Below are 24,691 nucleotides of genomic sequence, written 5' to 3'. Positions count from 1 at the left end.
GCAGCCGCCCGCTATTTCTGACTCATCAATCCCGCCAACAGGCCCTTTGAGGAGACAACAGATGAACAAGATCGCGCTCACCGCAGCCGCATCGCTGATGGCCAGCACCGCAGCAATTGCGCAAGTTGAAACTCGCACCCTCACCTTCGAAAACGAAGGCGCACAGCTCTCCGGCACGCTCTACCTGCCCGAAGGCCACGATGGCTCCGTCCTGCCCATTGTGGTCGTGACCGGCGCCTGGACCTCGGTCGAGGAGCAGATGCCATCCGTGTATGCCAAGGAAATGGTTGGACGCGGCTTTGCGGCGTTCACTTTCGACTTCCGCGGCTGGGGCAAGTCCGGAGATCTGCCCGGCCACGTGCGCTACGCCGAAAGCCCTGCCGCAAAGACTTCCGACATCCGTGCCGCGTTCGAATTCGTTGCCACCCTGCCCGAAGTTGATGCCTCCCAAATCAACGGTCTCGGCATCTGCGCTTCCGCCGGCTACATGGTCGATGCGGTCGCAGGAAATGACACCGTCAATCGCATCGGGCTTGTTGCACCCTGGCTGCAAAACGAGCACCTCGTAGAGACGGTCTATGGCGGCTCCGAGGGCGTCGCTGGTTTGATCAACCTGTCCCGTGCCGCCGAGGCGGCAGGCGGTCAAATCATCCCCGCTTCGGGCCCCGAAGGCGCCGAAGGTGTGCTCATGCCCATTGGCGGCTACTACTACGACGCGGACCGCGGTGCTGTTCCGGCATACGACAACAAATGGAACAACGCGGGCTGGGAAGGCTGGCTGACCTATCACCCCGCCGACAACGGTGCCCGACTGACTCACCCGCTGGCCATCGTGCATTCCGAAACCGCAGCCATTCCGGACGGTGTCCGTGCCTTCCTGTCTGGGTTCGCGGGCGAGGCCACGTTGCAGATGCTCGAAGACGTCACGCAGTTCGACTTCTACGACAACCCCGAAGACGTCACCCGCGCGGCCGACACGATCGCCACCCATTTCAAAAGCTGAAGCGACCTGAGCGCCCCCAACGAAAAGGATGCCTTCGATGAAACAGACACTCACCGCAATCGCCACGGCCACGCTGGCTACGACAGTCACCGCAGCCGACCTTCCTCCGGCAGGGTTTCCCCAAGAGGCGCAGATCCGCACCCTTGTAACCTCTATCACCGTCGCCGTGGATCGCGCGGCCTATGACCTCGCCGAGGGCGCCTTCGCGCCCGAAGTTGTGATCGATTACACCTCGCTCTGGGGTGGAGAACCGGCGACGACCACACCGACCGCGCTTATGGACAGCTGGCGCGGTATCGTTCCGGGATTTGACGCGACATGGCACGAACTCGGGCCCGTAACCGTCAACGTGAGCGGCGACACCGCGACCGCATCCGCTTTTATCGATGCCCGCCACTGGATCGGTGATCGGCTCTGGCGCCCTGTCGGCACATACCACTGGGACCTCGCGAAACTCGACGGCCAATGGCGGGTCACACGAATGGAGCTCGCCATGATCGAGGAACTCGGCGACCGCACCCTGACCGCTCTTGCCATGGAACGTGCGCAGCAATCTGAAGCCGGCAACTAATAAACACTAAGGGCGCGGTCTCCCGCGCCCTTAGTGTTTCCACGTTTTCGCAAGCGTTAAAAGAAGATCAGCCAGATGATCAGCAAATAAAGCCCGTATTGCAGGATGTTATACACCGGCTTGTTCCAGGCTTTGATTTTCTTGCCGAGCAACCGGACTTTCTGGATGCCGCCAAAAGCCTTGTTCACAGCTCCGATCTTGTCTCCGGGCATGTTCGCAGTCGCAGACGCGGCCATCACGATGTTGGAAAACAGTGTATTGATCCAATCCACCACCCGAAAAATAACCGGCCGACGGATATCAAGAAACAGAACGATCCGATCTTTGTCGGTCTTGTTCTCGGCAAAATGCAGGTAAGTTTCGTCGAACATGACAACTTCACCGTCGCGCCATGAATACCGGTCGCCGTCCACCTCGATGAAACAGTCGTCGTCGTTCGGTGTTTCGAGACCCATATGATAGCGCAACGATCCGGCAAACGGGTCGCGGTGCGTCACCAGGCGCGCCCCGGGCGGCAGCATCGCAAACATAGCGCCTTTCACACTTGGAATACTCTCCACCATCGCGGTTGTCTCAGGACAAAGCTTGCGCGCGGAGTCGAGCGAGCTGCCATACCACTTGAGATAAAAGCGTGTCCAACCTGTCTTGAAGAAAGAGTTGAAGCCGATGTCATCAGGCTTGTCCGACGCCTTGATTGCGCCTTGAGCGTTCAGAACGCGGGCCTCGTCGCGGATCTCCGTCCAACGCTCCTTAAGCACATCCAGTTCCGGAAATAGAGCGGGATCCACGTAAGGCGTCGTCGGCACCTTGGAGGTCGCGTAAAAGAGACAGTTTATCGGCCCGAATACATTGGCGTGATCAGTGATGCTGCGCTTCAGTTTCTTGTGTCTTTGCGTACCGCGGGTCTGCACGTAAAACGCGCACAGGATAAAGACAGCGAGTATTACTAAGTTCATTATTGCTGGTCCGAAATCGAGGTCGTCTGAATATGCAGGACAATCGCACGTTCAACCGCGTCTGATCAAGACTGACGGCCCAGACAGAATGTCACCCCTCCCGGCTTTCGACCGGATTTTGAGCACATCGATCCCACTGTGCGTGCGCGGCCTCCCGTTTTGGCTGAAGGTTGCGAAAGGGGTAAACGCCAAAACATGAAATCGACGCTTTGCCGACGGAATACCGACGCTTTGCAGACGCCCTTATGCCGCCCGCCGCCAGCTTCTCAGCAATCCGGCAGCAGACGCCGCATAGGACCGGGCCATGCCATCATCCGTCCGCGCCTTGATGACAGAGTGCAGCCCCAAAAGTAGCCCCATAAGCACTTGCGCAGATGCTGCGGCACCTAACGGTAGCGATACTTCGCCTTCCTCTTCGGCCCGCAACAGAATCGCGGCGAATCGATCTTCCAAAGTGGCCAGATACCGTTCGATCCGCGCGTTCACGTCCGGATCTGTACGCTCGAATTGGCTGATCGAATTGAACGCAAGGCACCCGGCGTCTTGGACGCGGGGAATCTTTTCTTCCGACGCAATACCCTCGAACCACTCTGCCAGATCATCCAGCGTGAACCGCGCCGGATCCGGAAAGTGGCGCGCCTCCGCGTTGTCCAGATAAGTGTCTAAAGTTTCTAGGAAAAACTTCTCTTTACCGCCATATGCCGTCTGCAAGGTAAACCGCGTTAAGCCGGTTTTTTCCTCGATTTCCCGCGTGCTCGCTCCGGCATATCCCTTTTGCCAAAACAGCTCCAAAGCCCCGGCGATTGCGGTCTCGTGATCGGCTTTGCGTTTTCGCGCCATGAGTTTCCCCTTGCGTTTTCTATCCACCTGGATAGTTTAATTTCTATCCAATTGACTAGCATGTTGCAGCACCCTGCTCAACACGCGGTTGTCCAAGACCAACAGGAGACCCAAAATGACAATTCTCGACCCACAGCTCGGCGCGGCGAAACCAATCCTCCTGCGCGTAATTTTCATCCTCAATGCCCTCAAGATCCTGTTCACGGTCGGATTTTTCGTCGCCTTCAAGTTTTACGGCCTCTCGGTTCACGGCCTCGAGGGCGACAGCGCCGCAAACCTGATGCTCCTCGCCCTGGCCCTCTATGTGGCCGCCTTCGGCGCCATCGTTGCTTCGATCCTGAAACGTAACATCACCGGCATACGCCTCGCTTTGCTGGCCGATCTCGGGGTTTCGCTCTACGTCGTTGCTCCAATCGGCTTCGTAACTTTCGCGGTGTCCATGGCCCTCACGTTTTCCAAACCTGTCCGCGCCTATTTCGCCTACCGCGCCTGAGACCAGAGGACTGACGCCATGAAATCCCCACAAGCGATCTCTGCCGAATTTCCCTTCGAATCCAGGTTTGTCGATGTGAATGGCAGCCGCATCCACTACGTCGATGAAGGCGAAGGCGACCCCGTGCTTTTCATACACGGCAACCCGACATCCTCTTATCTCTGGCGAAACATTATCCCGCACACGGTGCCCCACGGTCGCGCCATCGCGCTCGACCTGATCGGAATGGGCAAATCCGACAAACCCGATCTCGGCTACCGTTTTGCTGATCACGTGCCATATCTAGACGGGTTCATCGAGGCTTTGGGCCTTAAGAACATCACGCTTGTTATCCACGACTGGGGCAGCGCGCTTGGCTTCCACTATGCCCATCGGCACCCTGACAACATCCGGGGAATTGCCTTCATGGAAGGCGTCATCCGACCAATGACTTGGTCCGGCTTTCCGCCGGACTTCCGTACCGGTTTCAAGATGATGCGGACAACTGGTCTTGGCTGGCTGATGATCTCCGGTGCCAATGTTTTCGTGAACAAAATCCTGCCGAGCGCGATTGTGCGTGACCTCAGCGCCGAAGAAATGGTGCACTACCGCGCGCCGTATCCTACTGCGAAATCCCGCAAGCCCGTTCGGGTCTGGCCGACGGAAATTCCCATCGACGGCTCACCGTCGGATGTGCATGACATTGTTGCAGCCTATTCCGCATGGCTCGGGGAAACCGACGTGCCGATGCTTCTGTTTTTCGGCTCGCCAGGTGGCACGATCCGCGCCGACGGCGTTCAATGGTGCCGCGACACAATCCGAAATCTGCGTGTGGTCGACGTTGGCGCAGGCATTCATTTCATTCAGGAAGACAATCCCCACCTGATAGGCCGGGAACTTGCCAACTGGTTACAGGAACTGGTTCCTGCAAAATCTGCCTAAGTGAGAAACGGCGCCCTTTGCGGGCGCCGTTTTGTATTATGCTGCGTCGTGCCGCAGGATTGCCGCTTCGCTGGCGCTCAGATTGCGCCGTGCAAACGGCCCGAAATCGTGCGGGTTGTATTCCAGCTCCGGCAACTTCTCGAAAAGCCTCGCCCGGTCTTCGTCAGCCAACGAAGCAAGGGACGCATTGGCCGGATGGAAGCTCTCGCTTTCGACGCCGTTGGCCCAGAGAATCTCATGCCCCGGCAACAACAGGTGCACATAGGTCACTTCTCGCAGGGCGTGATCCACCACAATGTTGGACCCGTTCACCAGATCCCGCGCGGCCACAAGAACTTCGTTGGTATTGAAAAGGGCTCGCGCAGCGGCCCCACGCACCAACATCCGATGGTCCGGCGACACCAACAATTCCTGATCCGGCCGATCAATCCCCAATGCACCGGCGCGGATGCGAATAGGCCTCAGCTTGGGCATTGCGAACAGCCGTGCACCGGTCATCCGTTTGCTGCCAATCCACTGAACCTCCTGTGCGCCGTTGTCCCGCGTCTGAACCCGATCGCCTTCCCGCAGGTCTTCGATACGTCGCGGTCCTTCTGGAGTTGCGATCATCGTACCCGGGGTGAAACAGATCACACCGGCACGACGGCCTCCCGGCGCCCGCGCTTCAAGCGCTTCCATTGAATGATGCACAACCCAAAGCTCCCGCCCCTTGGGCGGTAACTCGTCGAGGAACATCAGCAGCGGCGCGCTGCCCGGAACTTCGATCACGGTGGCGGTATAACTCTGCGCTCCGTCCGTTACGACAAAGCCACCTTCCATGAGCGGTTCTTCTACGTCCAGATTTCCAAGATCAACAGTCGTCCCATCCCCGGTAACTGCTGCTCCTACCAGACGGCGCACCATGCGCGCCGCCCGCTTGCGTACGTTTGCCGCTTCTTCCCCTTGGTCGAGTCGCAAAAGCGTGCCGGAGCCGTCCACTTGGACAGCGTCTCCAGTCCACGACCACACCACGCCTGTTTGCAACGTTTGAATCGGTGCGGCCCTAAGACCATCTACTTCTGTTTGCGACCAGGAGATGACAAACGTGCCACGAAAGCCCGTTTTCATTGCCCGATAACCTGCCATTTAGTTTTTTTATTAACGGCAAGTTAACAAAGCCGATTCGGGCTGCCTAGGAAAAAATTTGAAAAAGTGAATGAGTGCGGCCTCTTAACCTCAGAAGTTGAAGTCGAGCTTGATCGCTCCGACCACTTGCTCTTCGGTCTGCGCCTTGAATTCCTTGCTCAGCCAGCTCACCCCGTAGAACACGTGATATGCCTTTCCGCGCACGTGCAAGCCAGCGCGAATGCGGCCCCGCGCATCCGTCAACTCATAGCCGCGGCTGCCCGGCAGATAAACACTGTCAAAGACTTTTGCGATGTCCGCGCCAGCCACAAAGGACAGGCCTCGCTGATGGTTGCGGATTGCGCGATAGCGATGCCCGGTGACCCAGTCACGCACCAATAGCTCCCCTTGCCCGAACTTGCCGAATGTCACATCGAACCCGGCCCGCGCCATGGTTTCGTCACCGGCGCGCACCTCGACGAAAGGACGCAAAGTACCTGTCGCGCCAAGTTGCAGGTCGCGCCCGACTTCCCCCACCACGCGGGGAATCCACTGGTTCTGGATCTGATCGGCGCGTACCGCGTCAGACGGCCCAGCAATCCCGATCAGGTCATGCAAAGCGGTCTGCAAATCGTCCAGATGTGTCATCGGCCCGACGGCCATCAGGTCTCCACCAAAGACAAACTCAGTCTTTCCGCGTTTGAAATGCGTGTGCAGTCCCCAGAAGAATGTGCCAGCCCAAGGACGATCAGACGGCGCCGGCCGCGTGAGGCTCTCGCCGGACATCACCTCACCGCCAAACCGGAACTCGATCACATCGCCAAAGGTTTCCGGAAGGTCGCCATTCCAGCCGCGCCCCCAAATGCGCGAGGTTGTGTACGACCCGCTCCGCCAGCGGTCGTACCCGTCTCCAATCGCATCGTTGACCAGCAGGTTGCCAAATCCCAACGCTTCTCGTGCGCCCGCAGGTTTGGCGTCGCGGTCCTTCGCGAAAGCACTCGAGGTGAAAATCGCAATCGAGACGCACACAACAAGCGCGCCCAGAATGGCGGAGGCAAATCGGCCCATAGAATCCCGTCCTTGGTCTTCCCCCACCAAGCTCGGGCACCTTATCCACGCCACTGGCGCGACACTAGTGCAAGCGCGCCACAGTTCACTTCAAATGCAAACGGGCGGACAAGATCGCATGTCCGCCCGTTTGCCATTCACAATCCGGATTAATCCCCTGATGCGGTGCCTTCTTCGGACGACGGGCTGTCCTCGGTGGCGGCATCACCTTCTGCAGGGTCTTCGGCCGTTGCTTCAGGCGTTTCGTCACCCGCAGCGTCGGCCTCCGCGCCTTCCTCAACAGAGGCCTCAACTTCTGCCCCTTCTTCCGGCGGCAGAATGCCCAAAAGCCGCGCCGTTGGATCATCGATCTCACCGGTTTGTTCCAGCTCGTAGTCATATTGAAGCCAAAGCACTGCGGTTTCTGTGGCGGTACCAAAAACTCCGTCGACCGACCCGACATCGTAACCGTAGCCAACAAGCAGGGTCTGAAGCTCCCGCACCGCCGGACCACTTGCCATCGGCGAGGTCAATGACAAGCCCAACATGCTTTGGGCCTGTTCAACCTCCTCCTCGGCTTGCGATACGATTTCATAGACCTGCGTATCGTCATGGTACGTCGACCGATACAGCACGCCATCACATTGATAGAGCGTCTCTGTGCCATCCTTGATCTTCTGACACTCATTGTCCTCAGGCAGCGAGGTCACATAGACCAGCGTGGAACCGGCTACGACCGCGGTGAAGAACCACCCCCAGCTCGGGCCCCAATAGTATGGTCCCCAATGCCAATGCGGCGGACGGTAATAGGGCGGCCGATGGTATGGGGGGCGCCAACTCGGCGGACGATGTCCAGGAGGACGCCAGCCCGGTGGCTTTCCCGGTCCGGTTCCGGGGCCAGGCCCCGCGATTGGCGGACGCACGACTGGCGGTCTCTGCCCCCCCGGGGGGCGGGCGCCCGGCGGTCGTGTTCCGGTCCCGGGCGGGCGATCCGCAATTGGCGGTCTGTTTCCCGGCGGACGCGCACCGGGCGGGCGCTCGCCTGGTGGCCGGGCTCCCGGTGGGCGGTTCCCCGCGCCCGGAAGCGACGGACGTGTCGACGACGGTGGACGCGCGCCCGGCGGGCGGGCAATAGGCTGTTCCGGCCGCGCCACGGGTCTGCTTGGCCGCGTTGCCGGTTGGCTCGGTCGCGTAACCGGTTGACTTGGTCGGGTGACTGGCTGGCTCGGCCGCGTTGCAGGACGGCTGGGGCGCGTCGCAGGTTGCGCCGATGGACGCGACGGGCGCACACTCGGTGCCGGCCGTGCCTTTGGTGCGGAAATCGCAGGACGTGTGCGAGACCCTCCCGGTCTCGCCGTTGGTTGACGCGTAAATCCGCCTCGGGCCCCCGGCCCGCCACGCACCTGCGCCTCAACCCTGTCCGGACCAAAACCACCACTTAGGAATGGCACTGGTGTTTGCGTCAGGGCCATTGCGAAACTCAGAAAGAAAACAAGAAAGCGTTTCATCTCAATTGCCTCCCCCGATTGCGTCACCGCGGTCTTGCTGCTTTGGCCAGACCAGCCGGTTGACCTCATCGTCTGCATAGAAAGTGAACGTATCGTCGCCGATGTCCGGAGCGAAATCCCAGTCGTTGAAATAGGCTCGGAACTGAGGCCATCCCTGCGCATAAGGGTTCGTGCCGACAAGTAACATCGGCACCGGATTTACGGGATCCGTGCTGATCCACATTTGCAGATCACCCTCGTAGCTGGACAGCGCCACATGATGAACTTCGTTGCCCGCAATACGCTTCACTCCAAGATATGCCGCATCCGTCACATCACCGAGAAACTCGTCGGCGAAGTCGGACACAAGGACCTGCCATATCGGCAGGCTCTCTCCGTGCTCCTGCAGGATCACATCTGCCAGATCCTCGAACGATCCAAGATAGGGCTTGTGGGCGTAGGCATTTTCGTCCGGAAGAAAAACCGTCAATCCGAGCCCGTCATAAAAGAACTCACGTAGTCCCTCTTCCTGCTCGGCATAGGCATAATATTTGTCCGGCCGAGCGACGACCGCGCGGCCACTGCGCAGTATCGTCAACTTCTCCCGCCCGTCGATCACCTGATCAAAAGACACGAACCAATTCACACCGATTGTTTCCTGAGACGCCAGTGTCGAGGCAGCCGCTTCGACAACCTCGACAGCGCGCGGATCCAGCCGCATCGTTGCCGGGTCTTTCGGCTCCTCTTGGGCGGCCGCTGCGCCCGCGATCGCCAGCCCGCAAAAGACCGCAATCCATTTTCCAAAATCGAGACGCATAAAGACTCCTGAAATATGGTCAGAAGCCGCTTCGCAGGTCGAATGCGACTCGCCGACAGTGAAAGTCAGTATGGCAACCCTAGCAACAAGTTGGCGCATTCCAAAACGCAACGTGCGGGGAATAATGGGAAAGGCTTGTCAGCGAAACGCTGATCAGAAGAGCTTGGCTTCGCGGGCCAGAAGCGCGGCTTGCGTCCGGTTTGCCGCGCCAATTTTGCGGTACAGGTTCTTCACATGCAGCTTGATCGTCGGCTCCGACAGATCGAGATCGCGCGCGATCTCCTTGTTGGACTTTCCATCCGCCAACCCTTCAAGCACCTGCAATTCGCGTCGTGTGAGCTTCTTTGCGATCGGGTGGGTGGAATGTTCGGCTCCAGTCAGCAAGTCCAACGGAACGAACTTCTCGCCCGCTGCCATAAAGCGGATCGCGTTCACCAGCGATTTAGCCGGCATGGTTTTCGGAACGAAACCCGAAGCCCCGGCCTCGATCGCTTCCTGAACCACAGCTCTCGGTGCTTCTCCGGAAATCAACGCCACACATGGCGCATTAGGCTCGGCCATTACTCGCTTCATACCCTCAAGCCGGTTCATGCCGGGCATATTGTAGTCCAAAAGAACAAGATCGAACGGTCCCTGCGCCCTGACGCGCGTGATGGCACTTTCAAGGTCATGCGCGGTGCGCACCTCAATTCCGCCCGCGCCTTGGACAAAGGCAACAAGCGTATCCCTTAGAAGGTCATGATCATCCGCGATAAGGATCAGCACAGACAGGTTCCTTTTGCATAGACCGCGCAACTGCCGAGGTCACGCGAACCGGTCAAGGCAAGGATTCCCTAACCTGACACCGGGCACAATCTGCTGTTTAAGACAGCTAAACCACTGTTCGGCTTAACTTTGCCGATTGAATGGCGCCCTTAGGACGAATGTGGCGCATTCGCGAAAGCTTACCCAACGTCAAATTAAAAAACCTATCCTTTCGGATAGGGAACTATACCTATGCCCGCTGCAGTTGTTTTATGTCATCTGCGATAAAGAACGCAGCATTCGGGACACGGGATATGACATTGACACTTCGCAACGCTCTATCCTTCATTTTTTGCCTGCTGCTACCACTCACGACGGTCTTAGCGGCCGGAGGCGTCAAAGGTGAGACCACCGGAGACGTCATTTTGACCGTGTCAGGCAAAATCAGCGCCAAGAACGCTGACGGCACGGCAACGTTCGACATCGAGTCGCTTCGGGCACTGCCCGCGCAGACCGTGTCGACAACGACCATATGGACAGAAGGGGTTCATGTGTTCACGGGTGTACCGCTGGCGTTGCTGCTTGATAAACTGGGGAGTTCAGGCAGCACGCTGCGGGCCTCGGCTATAAACGACTACACCGTAGAAATTCCGGTCGCCGACTTGGCCCCACAAGCGCCAATCCTTGCCTATGAAATGGACGGAGCGCCGATGCACCGTCGCGACAAAGGCCCGCTTTGGATCATCTATCCTTATGATTCCTCGCCTGACTACCAGACATCGATCGTCTATTCACACAGCGTGTGGCAACTCGACAGGCTTGAAATCGTCGACTAATCTGCGCCCATGCAGCAGAGACCGTTGACCCCCTCTCAGGCCAAACGGCCATGAAATCTACGGCCTCTCGATTCACGGCAGCATCCTCGCTTACAGCCCCCCTGCAGTTTTCGACGCAGCCTTACGCTCGCCGTGTGATTGCTGCCGCCTTGGTACTCGCACTTGCGACCCTCATCGCTCTGTCGTCGCTGCTTTCCTATCGTGTCATCACGAACTTCAGCGGCGTGCGTCCGGAAGCATCCGACAATGTCGGCTGGTCCCTTTCGCAAATCGAAGTGGAAGCCGGCGACTTCAACAACGCGGTCAAAGATGCGCTTTTGAACGGGTCACCCAATCTCAATCAGCTCCGCCTGCGGTTTGATATTTTCTACAGCCGCCTGAACACTTTGCGCACTTCGCCACATTACAAACGTGTCGAGACGATCCCCGAATTCTCTGAAGCACTGAACAAGACCTGGACTTATGTTCAAGAGCTCGTCCCGATCATTGATGGGTCCGACGATCAGTTGATTGCGTCACTGCCGGTGCTGTACAGCCGCGGTCCGGAACTGCGGGAAAACACCCGCATCCTGTCGATTTCCTCGCTCACCTACTTTGCCCGCGCAGGTGACGAAGATCGCGCCGCCATCACCACGATGCTATTGCAACTGGCCGGCCTTGCTCTGCTGCTCTTTGTGACGCTGGCGGCCCTGACGGGATATGTTCTGTCGATTTACCGAAAATCCCGTGCCCGGGAAATTGCCATCGCGCAAGCAAACCATCGCATGCAAACGGTGCTGACCACATCCCTTGACGGGGTAATCGTGACAGATGTTGCCGGCAATGTGCTGGAATTCAACAAGGCAGCCGAGGAAATCCTTGGCTACACCTTCGACGAGGTTCGAGGTCGGCCCATCGTCGAAATGATTTCACCGGACGACCGCCGTGACTTGCATCTTGAAAGCATCCGACGCATCCGCGACGGGGAGGCCGGCACTATCGAAGGCAAGGGTCGTGTTACCATGCGCGCAAAACGCGCAAACGGCGAAGTCTTTCCGATAGAATTGTCGATCCAGCGTGCTGACGACGGGGAACAGGAACTCTTTGTGGCCTTCATGCACGACATTTCAAAACGCGTGGCCGCCGAAAAGGAGCTTCTGGAGACACGCGACAAGGCTTTGGCGGGTGAGCGGGCCAAAGCCGAATTCCTCACCATGATGAGCCATGAAATCCGCACGCCTCTGAACGGCGTGTTGGGCAACCTCGCCTTGATGAACGACACAGACCTTACAGAAAAGCAGACCCGCTATCTGAGGAACATGGATATTTCCGGTCGCGTTCTCATGCGCCACGTCGACAGCGTTCTGGACATCGCCCGCTTTCAGTCCGGTGAACTGGATTTCGACATTGCATGCACGGACCTGACAACCCTGCTGGATGAACTGGTCGCCAGCCAGATAGGTCAGGCGGAACAGCATGGCACGCATCTCGACTGGCACTGGGTCGGCCCGCCCATGACCTGGGGGCGTACCGACCGCGCCGCTCTCGAACAAATACTGCTCAACTTGCTTGGCAACGCCATCAAGTTCACTCCGGACGGAAACGTCACCGTCGAAATCGAAAAGATGCCGGAAACCGAGGGCGACAAGCCAATCATAGAATTGCGTGTGATTGACACGGGTATCGGCATCGCCACCGAGGATCTTGACCGTGTCTTTGACGATTTTGTCACCTCGGACACCTCCTTTGGTCGTCAAACCGGCGGCACGGGTCTTGGTCTCGGCATCACCCGCAGGTTGGTCCAGGGCCTTGGCGGTACGATCGGCGTCGAAAGCACCAACTTCGAAGGAAGCACCTTTTGGGTGCGTCTACCGATGGAGCGAGGCCGCGCACCGGGAAGCGTGGACGCTGCACCTGCGCCAAGCAAAGCGGACCAACAAATGTCGGTGCTGCTTGTCGAAGACAACGCCATCAACCGCGAAGTGGCCACCGAATTGCTCGAGAAAGATGGCCACACGGTCGTCACAGCCACAGACGGGCAAACCGGCGTGGATCGCGCAGCAGCGGCCCATTTCGACCTGATACTCATGGACATCGCAATGCCGGGTATGGACGGCCTGCAGGCCACGCGCGCAATCCGGTGCGGTGACGGGCCCAGCCGCAATGTTCCGATCATCGCGGTCTCTGCCAACATCCTACCACAGGAACGGGACCGCTTTCTTGAGGCCGGAATGAACGGTTTCCTGCCCAAACCACTTAATCTGAACGACATGCGTCTGGCCCTCACAAACCTTAACACCCCCATTGCTTCTGGCGCAGTAGACTTGTTGGACACCGGACAGCTTGCTGCGAACCGCGAGGGTATGGGAGAAGCTGTCTTCGCCCGCCTGCTGACCCGTTTTATTGACGAGGTGGACACCCTCGTTTCGGACGCAGACAGGTCAGAAGAAAGCCAGTTCGGCGCGCTGACCCACCGGCTTCATACTGTTGCAGGTAGCGCGGCCGTGTTCGGGGCAGCGCAACTGCGCCAAACGTTGCTGATGGCAGAAGCCAGCATGCACGAGGCAGCCTTTGATGAAACTGCCAAGCTGCTGGCCGAACTCCCGTCCGTATGGCAGCAAACCAAAGACGCCCTTGATGTTTTGATGGCGGCCTGACGCCTAAGGCATTTGAGCACCTGAAGTTGGCGGGTAATCCTGCACGGCTTTCCTGAACCACCCCAACGCACGCCCTTGCCGACCGCTGCTGCGAAAAGCCACAGCCATAGGCAGAGGTTCTCGCACACCATAATTCAGGACATCAAAACGCGACCGGAACTGGCGGCTTTGCGCATAACTGTCCACCACGACGCCAATCGCTTCGCTGCGCTCGATCACTCCCGCGGCCATCGTGAAATCCTCCATGATGTGAAGCCGCCGCGCCGGATCGCCGTCCACTTTCTGCATCAAATCCTGAATTGGGTCAGCATAGGGTCCCGTCATCTCCGGCACGATCAGGGGAAAACTCGCCACGTCCTCCGCCGTCACAGCCTGTCCCGCAAGAGGATGCCCGCGGCGCACATAAAACTGCGCCACCAGTGGGGGCAAAGGATCACATCGCACACCTGCCTCGGCCAATAGAGGACGAGCTGGCCCGACAATCGCATCCAGATCACCCTGCCGGAAAAGCTGCAAGGCGGTTTCAAATGGAGCGCCGCGCATCTGCACGCGCACCTCCGGATGGGCGCCCACCAGCGCCCATATCGCGCGGCTCATAAGCCCTTCAAGCGAACTGGAGCTCACACCGATGCGCAACACCTGTTCGCGACTCTCACGCCCTGCGTCCACATCTGCAACCAACTGATCCATGTCGGCCAAAATCCGTGCCGCCCGGTCAATGAATTCCCGCCCTGACGCCGTGGCCGTCACACCTCTTGCATGGCGCTCAAACAACGCCGCACCCAGATCCTGTTCCACGTCGGCGACGGCTTTGGTGACAGCCGACTGGGTCACATTCAAAACCCTTGCCGCAGCAGTAATCGACGACTGTCGATCCACTGCCACCACATAGCGCAATTTGGTCAGATTCATGTCAGGCCTCACTCCATTCCATTTTGGAATACCTCGAGCCAATATTGAATTTGCCAGATACCCTTCGTCAAGTTGATACTCTGCTCACCTTTGGGAGGAGACAGCATGACAAACCAAGCCATCGTCGCCGGCGTCGGCATGATCAAATTCGCCAAACCCGGCGCATCTGACAGCTATGACGCGATGGGCGCAGCCGCCATCCGTGACGCGCTCAAGGACGCCGGCTTGACCTATGCCGACGTTCAGCAGGCCTACGCAGGTTACGTATATGGTGACAGCACCTGCGGACAGAAAGCCCTGTATCAGGTGGGTATGACAGGCATTCCCATCGTCAACGTCAATAACAACTGCTCTACTGGATCTACTGCGCTCTTTCTTGCGCGACAGGCCATCGAGCATGGCGTTGCAGACTGCGTGCTCGCTGTCGGCTTTGAACAGATGCAGCCCGGCGCACTCGGCAGCCACTGGACAGACCGCCCAACTCCCTTCGACGATTTTGATGCGGCGTGCGACGACCTTGTCGGCAATTCACAAGTGCCGCTAGCCCTGCGCTACTTTGGCGGTGCCGGAAAGTCGCATATGGAAAAACATGGCACCAATTTGAACGATTTTGCCAAGATCCGCGCCAAAGCTTCCCGGCACGCGGCCAAGAACCCGCTCGCCCTTTTCAATCAGGAAGTGACGGAAGAACAGGTCATGTCTGCACCTGTCATGTGGGAAGGTGTGATGACGCGCCTGATGGCCTGCCCGCCAACTTGCGGCGGCGCGGCGGCGATCCTCTGCTCCGAAGCATTCGCAGCCAAACATGGCATCGACACCACCGTCTCGATAAAGGCCCAATCCATGACCACGGACTATGCCTCCACTTTCGAGGCTCGCGACATGATGCAGGTTGTTGGCTACGACATGACCGCCGAAGCGGCCAAGCAGGTACAGGAGCAATCCGGAATAGATATTGCTGATGTCGATGTTGTCGAACTTCACGACTGTTTTGCCCACAATGAGTTGATCACCTACGAAGGCCTTGGCCTGACACCCGAAGGTACAGCACAGAAATTCATCGCCGACGGCGACAACACCTACGGCGGCAAATTCGTGACCAACCCGTCCGGGGGTCTCCTGTCCAAGGGCCACCCGCTCGGCGCCACCGGCCTTGCCCAGTGTTACGAGCTCACCCACCAACTGCGCGGCACAGCCGAGGCACGTCAGGTCGAAGGCGCAAAAACCGCATTGCAACACAACCTCGGTCTCGGTGGCGCCTGCGTCGTGACCCTCTATCAGGCAGCTTAATTCATGGGTATTTTTGACCGATCCACACAAGGCCATGTCACACCTCCCGTCGAGGTCACACTGGAACGCGGCGCCATCGCCTTCTTTGCTGAAACCATTGGCGAAACCGACCCCGTACATCTGGACGTCGAGGCTGCGCAGGCAGCAGGCCATCCCGACGTTCTGGCACCAGCGACCTACGCTGTCGTTGTCGGTACCTTCGCAGGCCAGAAGGCTGCACGTCAGGGCCAGCCGGACCTGCTGACACTGATCAACGGAGATCTGCGCGTGCTGCTGCACGGTACCGAAGCCTACGACTATCACGGCCCTATGTTCGCAGGTGACACCGTGACCGTGCAAAACGAAGTCACAGGCTTTTCGGACCCCAAAGGCGGCAAACTGGAAATCGCCCATGTGACCACACGCATCACGCATCCCGAACGCGGCCCGATCGTGACGGCGACCCGTGGCATCATCCACAGGCTTGGATAAGGGAGACAACCCATGACCGTGACCCCCCAAAACGCAAAGGTCGGCGATATGATCCCCGATCACAAGTTCGGCCCCGTTACCCGCACAACGCTGGCGCTTTATGCCGGAGCCTCCGGCGATCACAACCCGATCCACATCGATCTGGATTTCGCAAAGAATGCCGGCATGCCCGACGTTTTTGCCCACGGGATGCTGTCAATGGCGCAGCTTGGCCGCCTTGTCAGCAATTTCGCCGGACAGGACAAGATCCGCCACCTCGACACCCGCTTCACAGCCATCACGCCGGTGGGCGCGACGGTGGATTGCACCGGAGAGGTGACCGACAGGCGCGAAGAAGGCGGAGAGACTCTCCTGACGCTGAAACTGGCCGCCCACATCGATGACGGTACACAGACTCTGAAAGGCGAGGCGGTGATTGCCGTCTGAAGCCTGCTCACAAAGGAACAGCCCATGCCAAACCACATGTGGATGAGCGAAGATCACCAAGCCTTCGCCACAACCGTCAAACGCTTCTTTGACGAAGAGATTACCCCCAACAAAGACGCATGGACCGAAGCTGGCGTCATCCCCAAGTCCCTGTGGAAGAAGGCCGGCGCACTCGGCATTCTTGGTGCGACTTTCCCCGAAGATCATGGTGGTCTTGGGCTGTCACGCCACTTCGACGCGGTCACCTTTCTGGAACAGACCAAAGCTGGCGACAGCGGTTGGGGCGTTTCCGTGCACAACATCGCCGCGCATTACATCACGGCTTTCGGCACGGAAGAGCAAAAGGCCCGCTGGCTGCCCGATCTGGCATCCGGTCATAAAGTCGCGGCCATCGCCATGACAGAACCGGGCACAGGCTCCGACCTTCAGGCGGTGAAAACCACCGCCATCAAAGACGGCAACGAATATCTGATCAACGGCTCCAAAACCTTCATCACCAACGGCGCCTCCGCCGATCTGATTGTGCTGGTCGCCAAAACCGATCCCACAGCCAAAGGTCGGGGGGTCTCCCTCATCATCGTGGAAACCGAAGGTCTCGAAGGCTTCGCCGTCGGTCGAACGCTCAAGAAAATGGGAATGAAGCGCAACGACACCGCCGAACTGAGCTTTCAGGACGTGCGCGTGCCATTGACCAATCTTCTCGGCACCGACGAAGGACAGGGCTTCGTCCAGTTGATGAAACAACTTCCGTGGGAGCGGCTCATTCTCGGGTACATGGCGCTGGGCGCCTCCCAATGCGCGCTTGAGCACACATTGGCTTATGTCAAAGAACGCAAAGCTTTCGGCCAGCGCATCATGGATTTCCAGAACACCCGCTTCAAACTTGCCGAAGCTGCCACCAAGATCGAACTCCTCGCCGCCTTCTGCGACCAATGCCTCGCCGAACTGGATGAGGGCAAGCTGACCCCCGAGAAAGCCGCCATGGCCAAATGGTGGGGCACCCAAACCCAATGCGAAATCGTGGACGAATGCCTGCAGTTGCATGGTGGATATGGCTACATGTCCGAATACCCGATCAGCGAACTCTATACTGACGCCCGCGTACAGAAAATCTACGGCGGAACGAATGAGATCATGAAAGAGGTGATCGCCAGATCGCTGGACATCGACTGATGACGTCTCGCGTAACATCAGGGTCGCACCCGATCCCGAGGGCGGGCCTGATGCTGCGTACAAACCGAACAACACCCCCCAAGGTCCGTGACCTTTTCGAACATAGAAAATTCGCACCCGCCCTAGGGGGCGGGGTCGGGTGCGAACCGAGCCGCTGCGCGTCTCGGAAGACATCATGGAAACTCTCATGACCAAACTCACCGGAAAAACCGCCTATGTCACCGGCGCAGGCAACGGCATCGGCCGCGCCGTCGCCCTGAAACTCGCCTCCGAAGGCGCCAACGTTGTCGTCAACGACCTCAAAGAGGGCGAAGCCCAAGCCGTCGTTGATGAAATCACCGCCACAGGTGGCACGGCCATCGCCTTCGCGGGCTCCGTCACGGAAGACGGCTTTGCAGAGCGTTTCATCGGTGCCGGCGTTTCGGAATGGAATGCCATCGACATCATCGTCAACAATGCGGGATACACATGGGATGCCCAGATCGGCCACATGACCGACGACATGTTCGACGCGATGATGGACGTGCACGTCAAAGCGCCTTTCCGAATTCTCCGCGCGGCTTCCGGCTTCATCAAGGGGGCCGCCAAACAGGAAGCCGAAGAGGGGCGTGAGGTCTTCCGCAAGGTAGTCAATATCTCTTCCATCGCCGGAACCGGAGGCAATTTCGGACAAGCCAATTATTCCTCCGCAAAATCAGCCGTTCTTGGCCTGACCAAAACCATGGCCAAGGAATGGGGTCGACTGAAGGTCAACGTGAACGCTGTTGCATTTGGCTTCATCGAAACCCGCCTGACCGAAGGCACTGACGAAAAGAAAACCATCGAAATCGACGGCAATACCGTGGGCATCGGCATCCCCAAGAAGATGGCTCAGGGCGCCGCCGCCGTCATCCCGCTCGGTCGTCCCGGCACCCCCGAAGAAGCTGCAGATGGCGTCTACCTGATGTGCTGCCCGGAATCGAATTATGTCTCTGCACAAGTGCTCACCGTCGGCGGCGGCTTGAACGGTCTCTAATCATATGGCTCGGGCTGCAAGCCCGGGCCGCGCCCGACCCTCCCCACGGGAGGGCGCTTTGCTTCCTCCCAGGGTCGGTCGCGGCCCTTTGCATTACATCGTGGGGACGAGGATCAACACATGCTCAACGGCATCCGCATCATCGAAATCGAAGGCCTCGGCCCCGGTCCCTTTGCCGCCATGCACCTCGCCGATCTGGGCGCGGACGTGATCACCATCCACCGCAAAGGCGGCGGCGGCATCACCGCAGACCAATCCGTCTTGGACCGCGGCAAACGCTCCATTGCGCTGGATCTAAAGGACCCTGATGACCTCGCCACCGCGAAGAAGCTCATATCGACAGCGGACGCCCTGATCGAAGGCTTCCGCCCCGGCGTCATGGAACGCCTCGGCCTTGGCCCTGAAGCCCTACATGCTGAGAACCCAAAACTGGTCTACGGCCGCATGACCGGCTGGGGCCAATCCGGCCCCCGCGCCCAAACCGCAGGCCATGACCTCAACTACATCGCACAGTCCGGCGCTCTCTGGTACGCATCCGAGCCCGGCTCGCCGCCGATGACACCCGCCACACTGGTCGGCGATATTGGCGGCGGCGCGCTCTATCTGGTGATTGGCATACTGTCCGGTATTCTGAATGCGCAACGTACCGGTCAAGGTACCGTGGTTGACGCGGCCATCATCGATGGCTCTGCACATATGATGAACTTGCTGATGGCTTTGAAACAGGCAGGCGGCCTCGCCACGGATCGAGGCATGAGCCTGCTCGACGGTCCACACTGGTCCCGCAGCTATGCCTGCGCCGATGGAGGGTACGTATCTGTGCAGTGCCTTGAACCACAGTTCTATTCCGCCTTCCTCGCCAAACTCGATCTCTCTGAGGACCCTGAATTCTCCCGCCAGCATGACAAGGCGCTGTGGCCGAAACTGACGACACGCCTCGCCGATCTATTTCTCGCACACCCGCGGGATCACTGGGATGCCCTGTTCGCAGACTCGGATGCCTGCGTCGCAGTTGTGCTTTCTCCAAAAGAGGCGGCAATCGCGCCTCATACAGCGGAACGCGGAATCTGGCAGGCACCCGACGGTCATCTGCAGGCCGCAGCAGCTCCGCGCTTTGACGGCAGGGCGAGCGACCTTAAACGCGCCCCCGCAAGAGGACAACACACAGACGAGATCCTCGGCGAGCTTGGATAAGGAAAGGCAGGTCCCTACAGGGTCCTGCCGTAGTCTGTACCGACGCAATACCGACGCTTTACCGACGCCATGCAGACAGGCTTAGCGCACGCTGTTGCGCACCGTGTCGATCATAAGCTGTACGTTCTCCGGATCCGCATCAGGTGTAATGCCATGCCCGAGATTGAAGATATGCGGTCCTTTACCAAACGCATCGACGATCTTTCGGGTTTCGTCCACAAGATCCTGTCCGCCGGTCACCATATGCGAAGACTTGAGGTTGCCCTGCACACACCCGTCCACTTGTACGTTGGCCGCAGCCCACTCTGGCGTCACCCCGTCATCCAGTGCCACACAATCAGCGCCCGTCGCCTTGGCAAACCCGACATACCGCTCGCCGGCGCCGCGCGGGAATGCAATCACCGGCACATCTGGATGACGTGCCTTAAGCTCAGCGATGATTTTCTTTGCCGGTTCAAGAGCATAACGATCAAAATCCGCCCCCTTGAGTGAGCCTGCCCAGCTGTCAAATAGCTTCACAACCTCAGCGCCTGCTTCAATCTGTTTCGACAGGTAATCCACTGTGCCCTCGGTCAATCGGTCGATGATCTGGTCAAACAGCGCGGGGTTTTCATCTTTCAATTTATGCGCCGGCCCCTGGTCCGGCGTTCCGCGACCTGCCACCATGTAGGTCGCAACCGTCCACGGTGCACCGGCAAAGCCAATCAAGGTTGTTTCCCGCGGCAATTCGCGGCGCAAAATCCGTACGGTCTCATAGACCGGATTTAGCGTTTCATGGATCGCACTCGCTGCGCTCAACTTGTCAAAGTCGGCCTGTGTCTCGATCGTCGAAAGCCGTGGGCCCTCTCCGGTCACAAACCATAAATCGGCACCGAGAGCCTGTGGCAGCAAAAGAATGTCGGCAAACAGAATGGAAGCATCAAAACCATAGCGGCGGATTGGCTGTAACGTGACTTCGGCAGCCAGTTTTGAGTTGTAGCAAAGTGACAAAAAGTCCCCTGCTTCGGCTCGAGTTGCACGGTACTCTGGAAGGTAGCGACCGGCTTGGCGCATCATCCAAATGGGTGGAGTTTCAAGGGTTTCGCCGGCCAACGCCCGCAGGATCGTCTTATCTTTTGTCATGCTCACCCTCATATGTGCGCCAAAAATGCATCTCGTTGACATGTATCAAGGAACGCCGTGGATTGGCATGCCCTATCCGATCAAAACACCGACACAGCGACACTCTGTCTCCACCGCCAGAAATCGTTCCCTAGGTCACGCGCAACGGACGGTCTGTCAACCCTTCCGCGCTTGCCAGACCGTCCACTCAGGATTAGACCGACGCCTATGACTTTGACCATGCCTTCCCCCGCTTCGCCCTTGAAAATCGGCACACGTGGCTCCCCGCTGGCCCTTGCCCAGGCTTACGAGACTCGCCGTCGATTGATGGGCGCTTTTGATTTGCCGGATGATGCCTTTGAAATCGTGATCATCACCACGTCAGGGGACAACGCGCAACTCATTGCCAAAGACAAGCCTTTGAAGGAATTGGGCGGCAAAGGTCTCTTTACCAAAGAGATCGAGGAAGCCTTGCTTGGCCACAGCATCGACATTGCTGTGCACTCGATGAAGGACATGCCTGTGGCGCAGCCCGAAGGCCTGTTGCTCGACACATACCTGCCGCGAGAAGACACACGTGATGCCTTCGTATCGCCATCCGCCACGACCCTCGCTGATCTGCCGGAAGGCGCTGTCGTGGGCACTTCGTCCCTGCGCCGGCGGGCGCAATTGTTGCACTTCCGATCCGATCTGAAGGTGGTGGAGTTTCGGGGTAACGTGCAGACAAGGTTAAAGAAATTGCAGGATGGGGTCGCCGATTGCACCTTCCTCGCGATGGCGGGCCTCAACCGTCTGGAGATGTCCGACGTGGCCTCTTCCGCTATCGAACCGCACGACATGCTACCTGCTGTGGCTCAGGGGGCTATCGGCATCGAACGGCGGGCGGACGACAGCGCGACTGCGGCAATGCTGGAGGCCATACACGACGTGCCCACAGGCCAAAGGCTGGCAGCCGAACGGGCCTTTCTGGCTGCCCTCGATGGATCTTGCGAAACCCCAATTGCAGGCCTTGCCGAACTGGACGGTACAGCTCTGCGGTTGCGCGGTCAGGTGCTACGTCCGGACGGTTCCGAAAGCATTGCAGACGACCGCACGGCATCCATCTCTGACGGAGCCGAACTCGGCATGGAGATGGCACGTCATCTGCTGTCACAAGCCGGAGCCGATTTCTTTTCGTGGCGCGGTTAACCCTGACGCTGGGTTAATTTCCATCATTACGCGCCAATCCGATCACGATTTGGCCACGATTCGCGGCGATTCTTCTGTTGGAGGCGTGAACAGAGGATGGACTGATGAACGCGATGACTCGGCTTGGCACATTGGGTGCTGACAGCTGGCACTCATTAACAGCCGCACCGGTGAACGCCGGCTATAGGTTCAGCGAAACCAAGGGACGGTTCCGCCACACAAGCCGGAACGAGGCGTTGCTTCGGTTCCTCGGCCTGACTCTGGTTATGGGCGCACTGGTTCAGTGGACCCTGCCAAATGCCAATTTTGTAGGTGACCCCAACTCAACCAAAGCGTTGCTGTCAATCGGGTTTTCTCTGGTCGGTATGGCGCTTTATCATTTCGCGGTGCGCGGTCATCGCAGCGAAATCAGCTTTGACCCGATCAAAGGCGAAATCGTGGTTTGCGCTCTAAGCCGTCAGGACCGCCAAAAAGGCACTCGCCGCATTCACCTGAGCAAGGTCAAAAGCATTTATGTGCGCCGATCGGACATGCCACCGGGCGAGGCCGCACTCCGCATCCGCCTGAACGACACCAGCCATGAAATCACCGCCATCCGCGGCGCCCATGATGAAATCGAACTGGCGCATGGGCTGTTGTGCCGCGATATTCGCATGGCCAAAAAGCGGCGCTAAACCCAAAGCGGCGCCAAACCCGAAGTTCAAAAACAAAAAGCGAGGCATATGCCTCGCTTTATTGTGTTAAGTCCACTTCGCCAGCGGCGGCAGGCTCATCAGCACTGCATTGGCGTCATGTCCGGTTTCAAGACCGAATTTTGTGCCACGGTCGTAGACCAGATTGTACTCTGCATAGAGACCTCTGTGCACAAGCTGTGCGTCTTTTTCCGTCTCACCGAAAGGCTGCACACGGCGTTTTTCGACGAGTGGCCGAAACGCCGGCAGGAAAGCCCGCCCGATGTCCTGAATGAACGCGAAATCGGCTTCCCAGTCGCCACTGTTGTGATCATCCAGAAAAATCCCGCCTACGCCGCGTGCGCGTTTGCGATGAGGAATGTAAAAATACTCATCTGCCCACGCCTTGAGACGGGGATAATGCCCGTCCCCATGCAGGTCACATTGCGCTTTCTGAACGCCGTGAAAATGCGCTGTGTCTTCGTCATACTCAAGGCAGGGGTTAAGGTCGGAACCTCCGCCAAACCACCACGCATGCGGTGTCCAGAACATTCGGGTATTCATGTGTACTGCAGGGCAATGCGGGTTTTGCATATGCGCAACAAGGCTAATGCCCGACGCCCAGAACCTAGGATCTTCCTTCATCCCGGGTATGCCCTTGCGCGCGGCCATCGCCATCTGCGCTCGTTCCCCCAATTCGCCGTACACCGTCGATACGTTCACGCCGACCTTCTCGAACACACGTCCACCGCGCATGACTGACATAAGTCCGCCACCCGCATCAGACCCGTCGTCTGACGCGCGTTTGGTTTCCGTCACTTCAAAGCGCCCAGCCGGCGCATCCGAGAACGGCCCAACTGAATGGCTGTCCTCCAATCCTTCAAACGCGGCCACGATCTCATCCCGTAAGGTCCGGAACCATGCACTTGCGCGAGAGCGCTCGTTTTCCATCAAATCGGTCATACCTGAATTGCCTTTGATCAATGCGCCGGTGTGCTGACCGGATCGATCAACGACCGACCGCCATCCAGCGTCACAATCTGCCCTGTCATGAAGCCCGCGCCCTCTGACGCCAGAAACTGCACCGCATCGACAAGTTCGCCCGGCGCTGCAATCCGACCAAGAGGCGTATTGTCCTCAATCTCGGCGCGGCACTCGCGATTGTCCTTGAGCGTGTCCTTCAAACTCGCGGACATCACGGAGCCAAAAGCAACAGCGTTTACCCGAATGCGTTCGGGGGCCAGAGCCACCGCCAGCGACCGGGTCATTTGGTCCAGCGCTGCGGTTGCAATCGAATACCCCAGCAAATCAGGGTGCGCACGGTGTGCTGCAATTGAACTGAGATTCACGATCGATCCAACCTGGCCCTCTTCGCGCCCTTCCGCCTGCTTGATCATCCGGCGCGCCACCATCTGTGACAGTTTCAGCGACGTCATCAGGTTTTGCTGCAACATAGCTTCCACCGTGTCATCGTCCGGATTGAGCGGTTCGGAAGAGATAACCTGGCGGCTGCCGTTGATCAGAATATCCACCTGATCAAAGGCATCTATTGTCGCCGAGATCAGATTATTGATTGTCAATTTCTCCCGAAGGTCGCCCGCGAAATAGCGCACGCTGCCCTCTTCGGTCCGTGCCCCCAGTTCAGCCACAAGACGTTTCTCGTCCATATCGGCAAACATCACGTTGGCGCCGTGCTCGACAAAGTGCCGCCCGATCGCAAGACCGATCCCGTTGGCAGATCCGGTGATAATCGCCGTCTTACCAGCAATAGAAAATGACATGAACGATCCCCAAT

General features: G+C 58.5%; 25 protein-coding genes. 14 read left to right on the top strand and 11 right to left on the bottom strand.

Features of this window, described 5'->3' with window-relative positions:
• Positions 1–61: 61 nt before the first annotated feature.
• On the top strand, positions 62–1,003 hold the full coding sequence (locus tag BXY66_RS00710) for an alpha/beta hydrolase (RefSeq protein WP_132858272.1): 942 nt from the start codon (positions 62–64) through the stop codon (positions 1,001–1,003).
• Between the two features lie 37 nt (positions 1,004–1,040).
• Positions 1,041–1,574 carry a nuclear transport factor 2 family protein gene (locus BXY66_RS00705; protein WP_165929069.1) on the top strand — a complete coding sequence of 178 codons (534 nt, stop codon included), beginning with the start codon at positions 1,041–1,043 and terminating at the stop codon, positions 1,572–1,574.
• Between the two features lie 56 nt (positions 1,575–1,630).
• Here BXY66_RS00705 and BXY66_RS00700 read toward each other — a convergent pair whose 3' ends face one another.
• Together BXY66_RS00700 and BXY66_RS00695 are read right to left on the bottom strand one after the other, a co-directional pair.
• Positions 1,631–2,530, bottom strand: a complete 900-nt coding sequence (locus BXY66_RS00700) for an aspartyl/asparaginyl beta-hydroxylase domain-containing protein (protein WP_132858270.1) — start codon at positions 2,528–2,530, stop codon at positions 1,631–1,633.
• Between the two features lie 243 nt (positions 2,531–2,773).
• The gene (locus BXY66_RS00695) at positions 2,774–3,370 is read right to left on the bottom strand and encodes a TetR/AcrR family transcriptional regulator (RefSeq protein WP_132858269.1); all 597 of its coding nucleotides are present in this window, start codon (positions 3,368–3,370) and stop codon (positions 2,774–2,776) included.
• 115 nt (positions 3,371–3,485) lie between these two features.
• Here BXY66_RS00695 and BXY66_RS00690 point away from each other — a divergent pair, with 115 nt between their 5' ends.
• Together BXY66_RS00690 and BXY66_RS00685 are read left to right on the top strand one after the other, a co-directional pair.
• Positions 3,486–3,863, top strand: a complete 378-nt coding sequence (locus BXY66_RS00690) for a hypothetical protein (RefSeq protein ID WP_132858268.1) — start codon at positions 3,486–3,488, stop codon at positions 3,861–3,863.
• Positions 3,864–3,881: 18 nt separating this feature from the next.
• Entirely contained in the window at positions 3,882–4,784 is a 903-nt protein-coding gene (locus BXY66_RS00685; protein ID WP_132858267.1) for a haloalkane dehalogenase, read from the top strand.
• Between the two features lie 36 nt (positions 4,785–4,820).
• Here BXY66_RS00685 and BXY66_RS00680 read toward each other — a convergent pair whose 3' ends face one another.
• The 5 genes from BXY66_RS00680 to BXY66_RS00655 all read right to left on the bottom strand — a co-directional run bounded on the left by BXY66_RS00680 (position 4,821) and on the right by BXY66_RS00655 (position 10,004).
• On the bottom strand, positions 4,821–5,891 hold the full coding sequence (locus BXY66_RS00680) for a Hint domain-containing protein (RefSeq protein WP_132858266.1): 1,071 nt from the start codon (positions 5,889–5,891) through the stop codon (positions 4,821–4,823).
• 108 nt (positions 5,892–5,999) lie between these two features.
• A complete protein-coding gene (locus tag BXY66_RS00675) occupies positions 6,000–6,956 on the bottom strand; it encodes a lipid A-modifier LpxR family protein (protein ID WP_132858265.1) in 957 nt (318 codons plus the stop codon).
• A gap of 149 nt (positions 6,957–7,105) precedes the next feature.
• A complete protein-coding gene (locus BXY66_RS20665) occupies positions 7,106–7,858 on the bottom strand; it encodes a peptidoglycan-binding protein (RefSeq protein ID WP_165929068.1) in 753 nt (250 codons plus the stop codon).
• Positions 7,859–8,444: 586 nt separating this feature from the next.
• Positions 8,445–9,239, bottom strand: coding sequence for a DUF2092 domain-containing protein (locus BXY66_RS00660; RefSeq protein ID WP_165929067.1), 795 nt, complete (start codon positions 9,237–9,239; stop codon positions 8,445–8,447).
• A 153-nt stretch (positions 9,240–9,392) separates the two neighbouring features.
• The gene (locus BXY66_RS00655) at positions 9,393–10,004 is read right to left on the bottom strand and encodes a LuxR C-terminal-related transcriptional regulator (protein WP_132858262.1); all 612 of its coding nucleotides are present in this window, start codon (positions 10,002–10,004) and stop codon (positions 9,393–9,395) included.
• Positions 10,005–10,297: 293 nt separating this feature from the next.
• Between BXY66_RS00655 and BXY66_RS00650 the strand changes: the two genes are divergently transcribed.
• A complete protein-coding gene (locus tag BXY66_RS00650; RefSeq protein ID WP_132858261.1) occupies positions 10,298–10,819 on the top strand; it encodes a putative pterin-binding protein in 522 nt (173 codons plus the stop codon).
• Positions 10,820–10,869: 50 nt separating this feature from the next.
• Positions 10,870–13,455, top strand: coding sequence for a hybrid sensor histidine kinase/response regulator (locus tag BXY66_RS00645; protein ID WP_132858260.1), 2,586 nt, complete (start codon positions 10,870–10,872; stop codon positions 13,453–13,455).
• 3 nt (positions 13,456–13,458) lie between these two features.
• On the opposite strand, the gene BXY66_RS00640 is transcribed toward BXY66_RS00645, so the two are convergent.
• The gene (locus tag BXY66_RS00640; protein ID WP_132858259.1) at positions 13,459–14,367 is read right to left on the bottom strand and encodes a LysR family transcriptional regulator; all 909 of its coding nucleotides are present in this window, start codon (positions 14,365–14,367) and stop codon (positions 13,459–13,461) included.
• Between the two features lie 105 nt (positions 14,368–14,472).
• On the opposite strand from BXY66_RS00640, the gene BXY66_RS00635 reads away from it, so the two are divergent.
• The 6 genes from BXY66_RS00635 (at position 14,473) to BXY66_RS00610 (ending at position 19,936) form a co-directional block, all read left to right on the top strand.
• Positions 14,473–15,657 (top strand): lipid-transfer protein, encoded by a 1,185-nt coding sequence (locus BXY66_RS00635; RefSeq protein ID WP_132858258.1) that lies wholly within the window; start codon positions 14,473–14,475, stop codon positions 15,655–15,657.
• A 3-nt stretch (positions 15,658–15,660) separates the two neighbouring features.
• The gene (locus tag BXY66_RS00630; RefSeq protein ID WP_132858257.1) at positions 15,661–16,128 is read left to right on the top strand and encodes an FAS1-like dehydratase domain-containing protein; all 468 of its coding nucleotides are present in this window, start codon (positions 15,661–15,663) and stop codon (positions 16,126–16,128) included.
• 12 nt (positions 16,129–16,140) lie between these two features.
• Positions 16,141–16,554, top strand: coding sequence for a MaoC family dehydratase (locus tag BXY66_RS00625; protein WP_132858256.1), 414 nt, complete (start codon positions 16,141–16,143; stop codon positions 16,552–16,554).
• Positions 16,555–16,578: 24 nt separating this feature from the next.
• Positions 16,579–17,727, top strand: a complete 1,149-nt coding sequence (locus BXY66_RS00620) for an acyl-CoA dehydrogenase family protein (protein WP_132858255.1) — start codon at positions 16,579–16,581, stop codon at positions 17,725–17,727.
• Positions 17,728–17,914: 187 nt separating this feature from the next.
• A complete protein-coding gene (locus BXY66_RS00615; protein WP_132858254.1) occupies positions 17,915–18,742 on the top strand; it encodes an SDR family NAD(P)-dependent oxidoreductase in 828 nt (275 codons plus the stop codon).
• Positions 18,743–18,862: 120 nt separating this feature from the next.
• A complete protein-coding gene (locus tag BXY66_RS00610; RefSeq protein ID WP_132858253.1) occupies positions 18,863–19,936 on the top strand; it encodes a CaiB/BaiF CoA transferase family protein in 1,074 nt (357 codons plus the stop codon).
• 81 nt (positions 19,937–20,017) lie between these two features.
• Here BXY66_RS00610 and hemE read toward each other — a convergent pair whose 3' ends face one another.
• Complete coding sequence (gene hemE, locus BXY66_RS00605; RefSeq protein ID WP_132858252.1) at positions 20,018–21,058, bottom strand: uroporphyrinogen decarboxylase; 1,041 nt, start codon at positions 21,056–21,058, stop codon at positions 20,018–20,020.
• A gap of 207 nt (positions 21,059–21,265) precedes the next feature.
• Between hemE and hemC the strand changes: the two genes are divergently transcribed.
• Positions 21,266–22,225: a hydroxymethylbilane synthase gene (gene hemC / locus BXY66_RS00600; RefSeq protein ID WP_132858251.1), complete on the top strand. Its 960-nt coding sequence runs from the start codon at positions 21,266–21,268 to the stop codon at positions 22,223–22,225.
• Between the two features lie 104 nt (positions 22,226–22,329).
• A complete protein-coding gene (locus tag BXY66_RS00595; protein ID WP_132858250.1) occupies positions 22,330–22,899 on the top strand; it encodes a hypothetical protein in 570 nt (189 codons plus the stop codon).
• A 66-nt stretch (positions 22,900–22,965) separates the two neighbouring features.
• On the opposite strand, the gene hemF is transcribed toward BXY66_RS00595, so the two are convergent.
• Complete coding sequence (hemF, locus tag BXY66_RS00590; RefSeq protein ID WP_132858249.1) at positions 22,966–23,859, bottom strand: oxygen-dependent coproporphyrinogen oxidase; 894 nt, start codon at positions 23,857–23,859, stop codon at positions 22,966–22,968.
• Positions 23,860–23,876: 17 nt separating this feature from the next.
• A complete protein-coding gene (locus BXY66_RS00585) occupies positions 23,877–24,677 on the bottom strand; it encodes an SDR family NAD(P)-dependent oxidoreductase (RefSeq protein ID WP_132858248.1) in 801 nt (266 codons plus the stop codon).
• Positions 24,678–24,691 lie beyond the last annotated feature (14 nt).

The sequence above is a fragment of the Shimia isoporae genome (assembly GCF_004346865.1).
Lineage (GTDB): Bacteria > Pseudomonadota > Alphaproteobacteria > Rhodobacterales > Rhodobacteraceae > Shimia > Shimia isoporae.
Note: the sequence above shows the minus strand (reverse complement) of the source record. Positions and strands in the feature narration are given on the sequence as shown.

Excerpts from the sequence above, each read along its gene's own strand:
- BXY66_RS00710 (WP_132858272.1), top strand. The coding sequence starts at position 62 with ATGAACAAGATCGCGCTCACCGCAGCCGCATCGCTGATGGCCAGCACC.
- BXY66_RS00705 (WP_165929069.1), top strand. The coding sequence starts at position 1,041 with ATGAAACAGACACTCACCGCAATCGCCACGGCCACGCTGGCTACGACA.
- BXY66_RS00700 (WP_132858270.1), bottom strand. The coding sequence starts at position 2,530 with ATGAACTTAGTAATACTCGCTGTCTTTATCCTGTGCGCGTTTTACGTG.
- BXY66_RS00695 (WP_132858269.1), bottom strand. The coding sequence starts at position 3,370 with ATGGCGCGAAAACGCAAAGCCGATCACGAGACCGCAATCGCCGGGGCT.
- BXY66_RS00690 (WP_132858268.1), top strand. The coding sequence starts at position 3,486 with ATGACAATTCTCGACCCACAGCTCGGCGCGGCGAAACCAATCCTCCTG.
- BXY66_RS00685 (WP_132858267.1), top strand. The coding sequence starts at position 3,882 with ATGAAATCCCCACAAGCGATCTCTGCCGAATTTCCCTTCGAATCCAGG.
- BXY66_RS00680 (WP_132858266.1), bottom strand. The coding sequence starts at position 5,891 with ATGAAAACGGGCTTTCGTGGCACGTTTGTCATCTCCTGGTCGCAAACA.
- BXY66_RS00675 (WP_132858265.1), bottom strand. The coding sequence starts at position 6,956 with ATGGGCCGATTTGCCTCCGCCATTCTGGGCGCGCTTGTTGTGTGCGTC.
- BXY66_RS00660 (WP_165929067.1), bottom strand. The coding sequence starts at position 9,239 with ATGCGTCTCGATTTTGGAAAATGGATTGCGGTCTTTTGCGGGCTGGCG.
- BXY66_RS00650 (WP_132858261.1), top strand. The coding sequence starts at position 10,298 with ATGACATTGACACTTCGCAACGCTCTATCCTTCATTTTTTGCCTGCTG.
- BXY66_RS00645 (WP_132858260.1), top strand. The coding sequence starts at position 10,870 with ATGAAATCTACGGCCTCTCGATTCACGGCAGCATCCTCGCTTACAGCC.
- BXY66_RS00640 (WP_132858259.1), bottom strand. The coding sequence starts at position 14,367 with ATGAATCTGACCAAATTGCGCTATGTGGTGGCAGTGGATCGACAGTCG.
- BXY66_RS00635 (WP_132858258.1), top strand. The coding sequence starts at position 14,473 with ATGACAAACCAAGCCATCGTCGCCGGCGTCGGCATGATCAAATTCGCC.
- BXY66_RS00630 (WP_132858257.1), top strand. The coding sequence starts at position 15,661 with ATGGGTATTTTTGACCGATCCACACAAGGCCATGTCACACCTCCCGTC.
- BXY66_RS00625 (WP_132858256.1), top strand. The coding sequence starts at position 16,141 with ATGACCGTGACCCCCCAAAACGCAAAGGTCGGCGATATGATCCCCGAT.
- BXY66_RS00620 (WP_132858255.1), top strand. The coding sequence starts at position 16,579 with ATGCCAAACCACATGTGGATGAGCGAAGATCACCAAGCCTTCGCCACA.
- BXY66_RS00615 (WP_132858254.1), top strand. The coding sequence starts at position 17,915 with ATGACCAAACTCACCGGAAAAACCGCCTATGTCACCGGCGCAGGCAAC.
- BXY66_RS00610 (WP_132858253.1), top strand. The coding sequence starts at position 18,863 with ATGCTCAACGGCATCCGCATCATCGAAATCGAAGGCCTCGGCCCCGGT.
- hemE (WP_132858252.1), bottom strand. The coding sequence starts at position 21,058 with ATGACAAAAGATAAGACGATCCTGCGGGCGTTGGCCGGCGAAACCCTT.
- hemC (WP_132858251.1), top strand. The coding sequence starts at position 21,266 with ATGACTTTGACCATGCCTTCCCCCGCTTCGCCCTTGAAAATCGGCACA.
- BXY66_RS00595 (WP_132858250.1), top strand. The coding sequence starts at position 22,330 with ATGAACGCGATGACTCGGCTTGGCACATTGGGTGCTGACAGCTGGCAC.
- hemF (WP_132858249.1), bottom strand. The coding sequence starts at position 23,859 with ATGACCGATTTGATGGAAAACGAGCGCTCTCGCGCAAGTGCATGGTTC.
- BXY66_RS00585 (WP_132858248.1), bottom strand. The coding sequence starts at position 24,677 with ATGTCATTTTCTATTGCTGGTAAGACGGCGATTATCACCGGATCTGCC.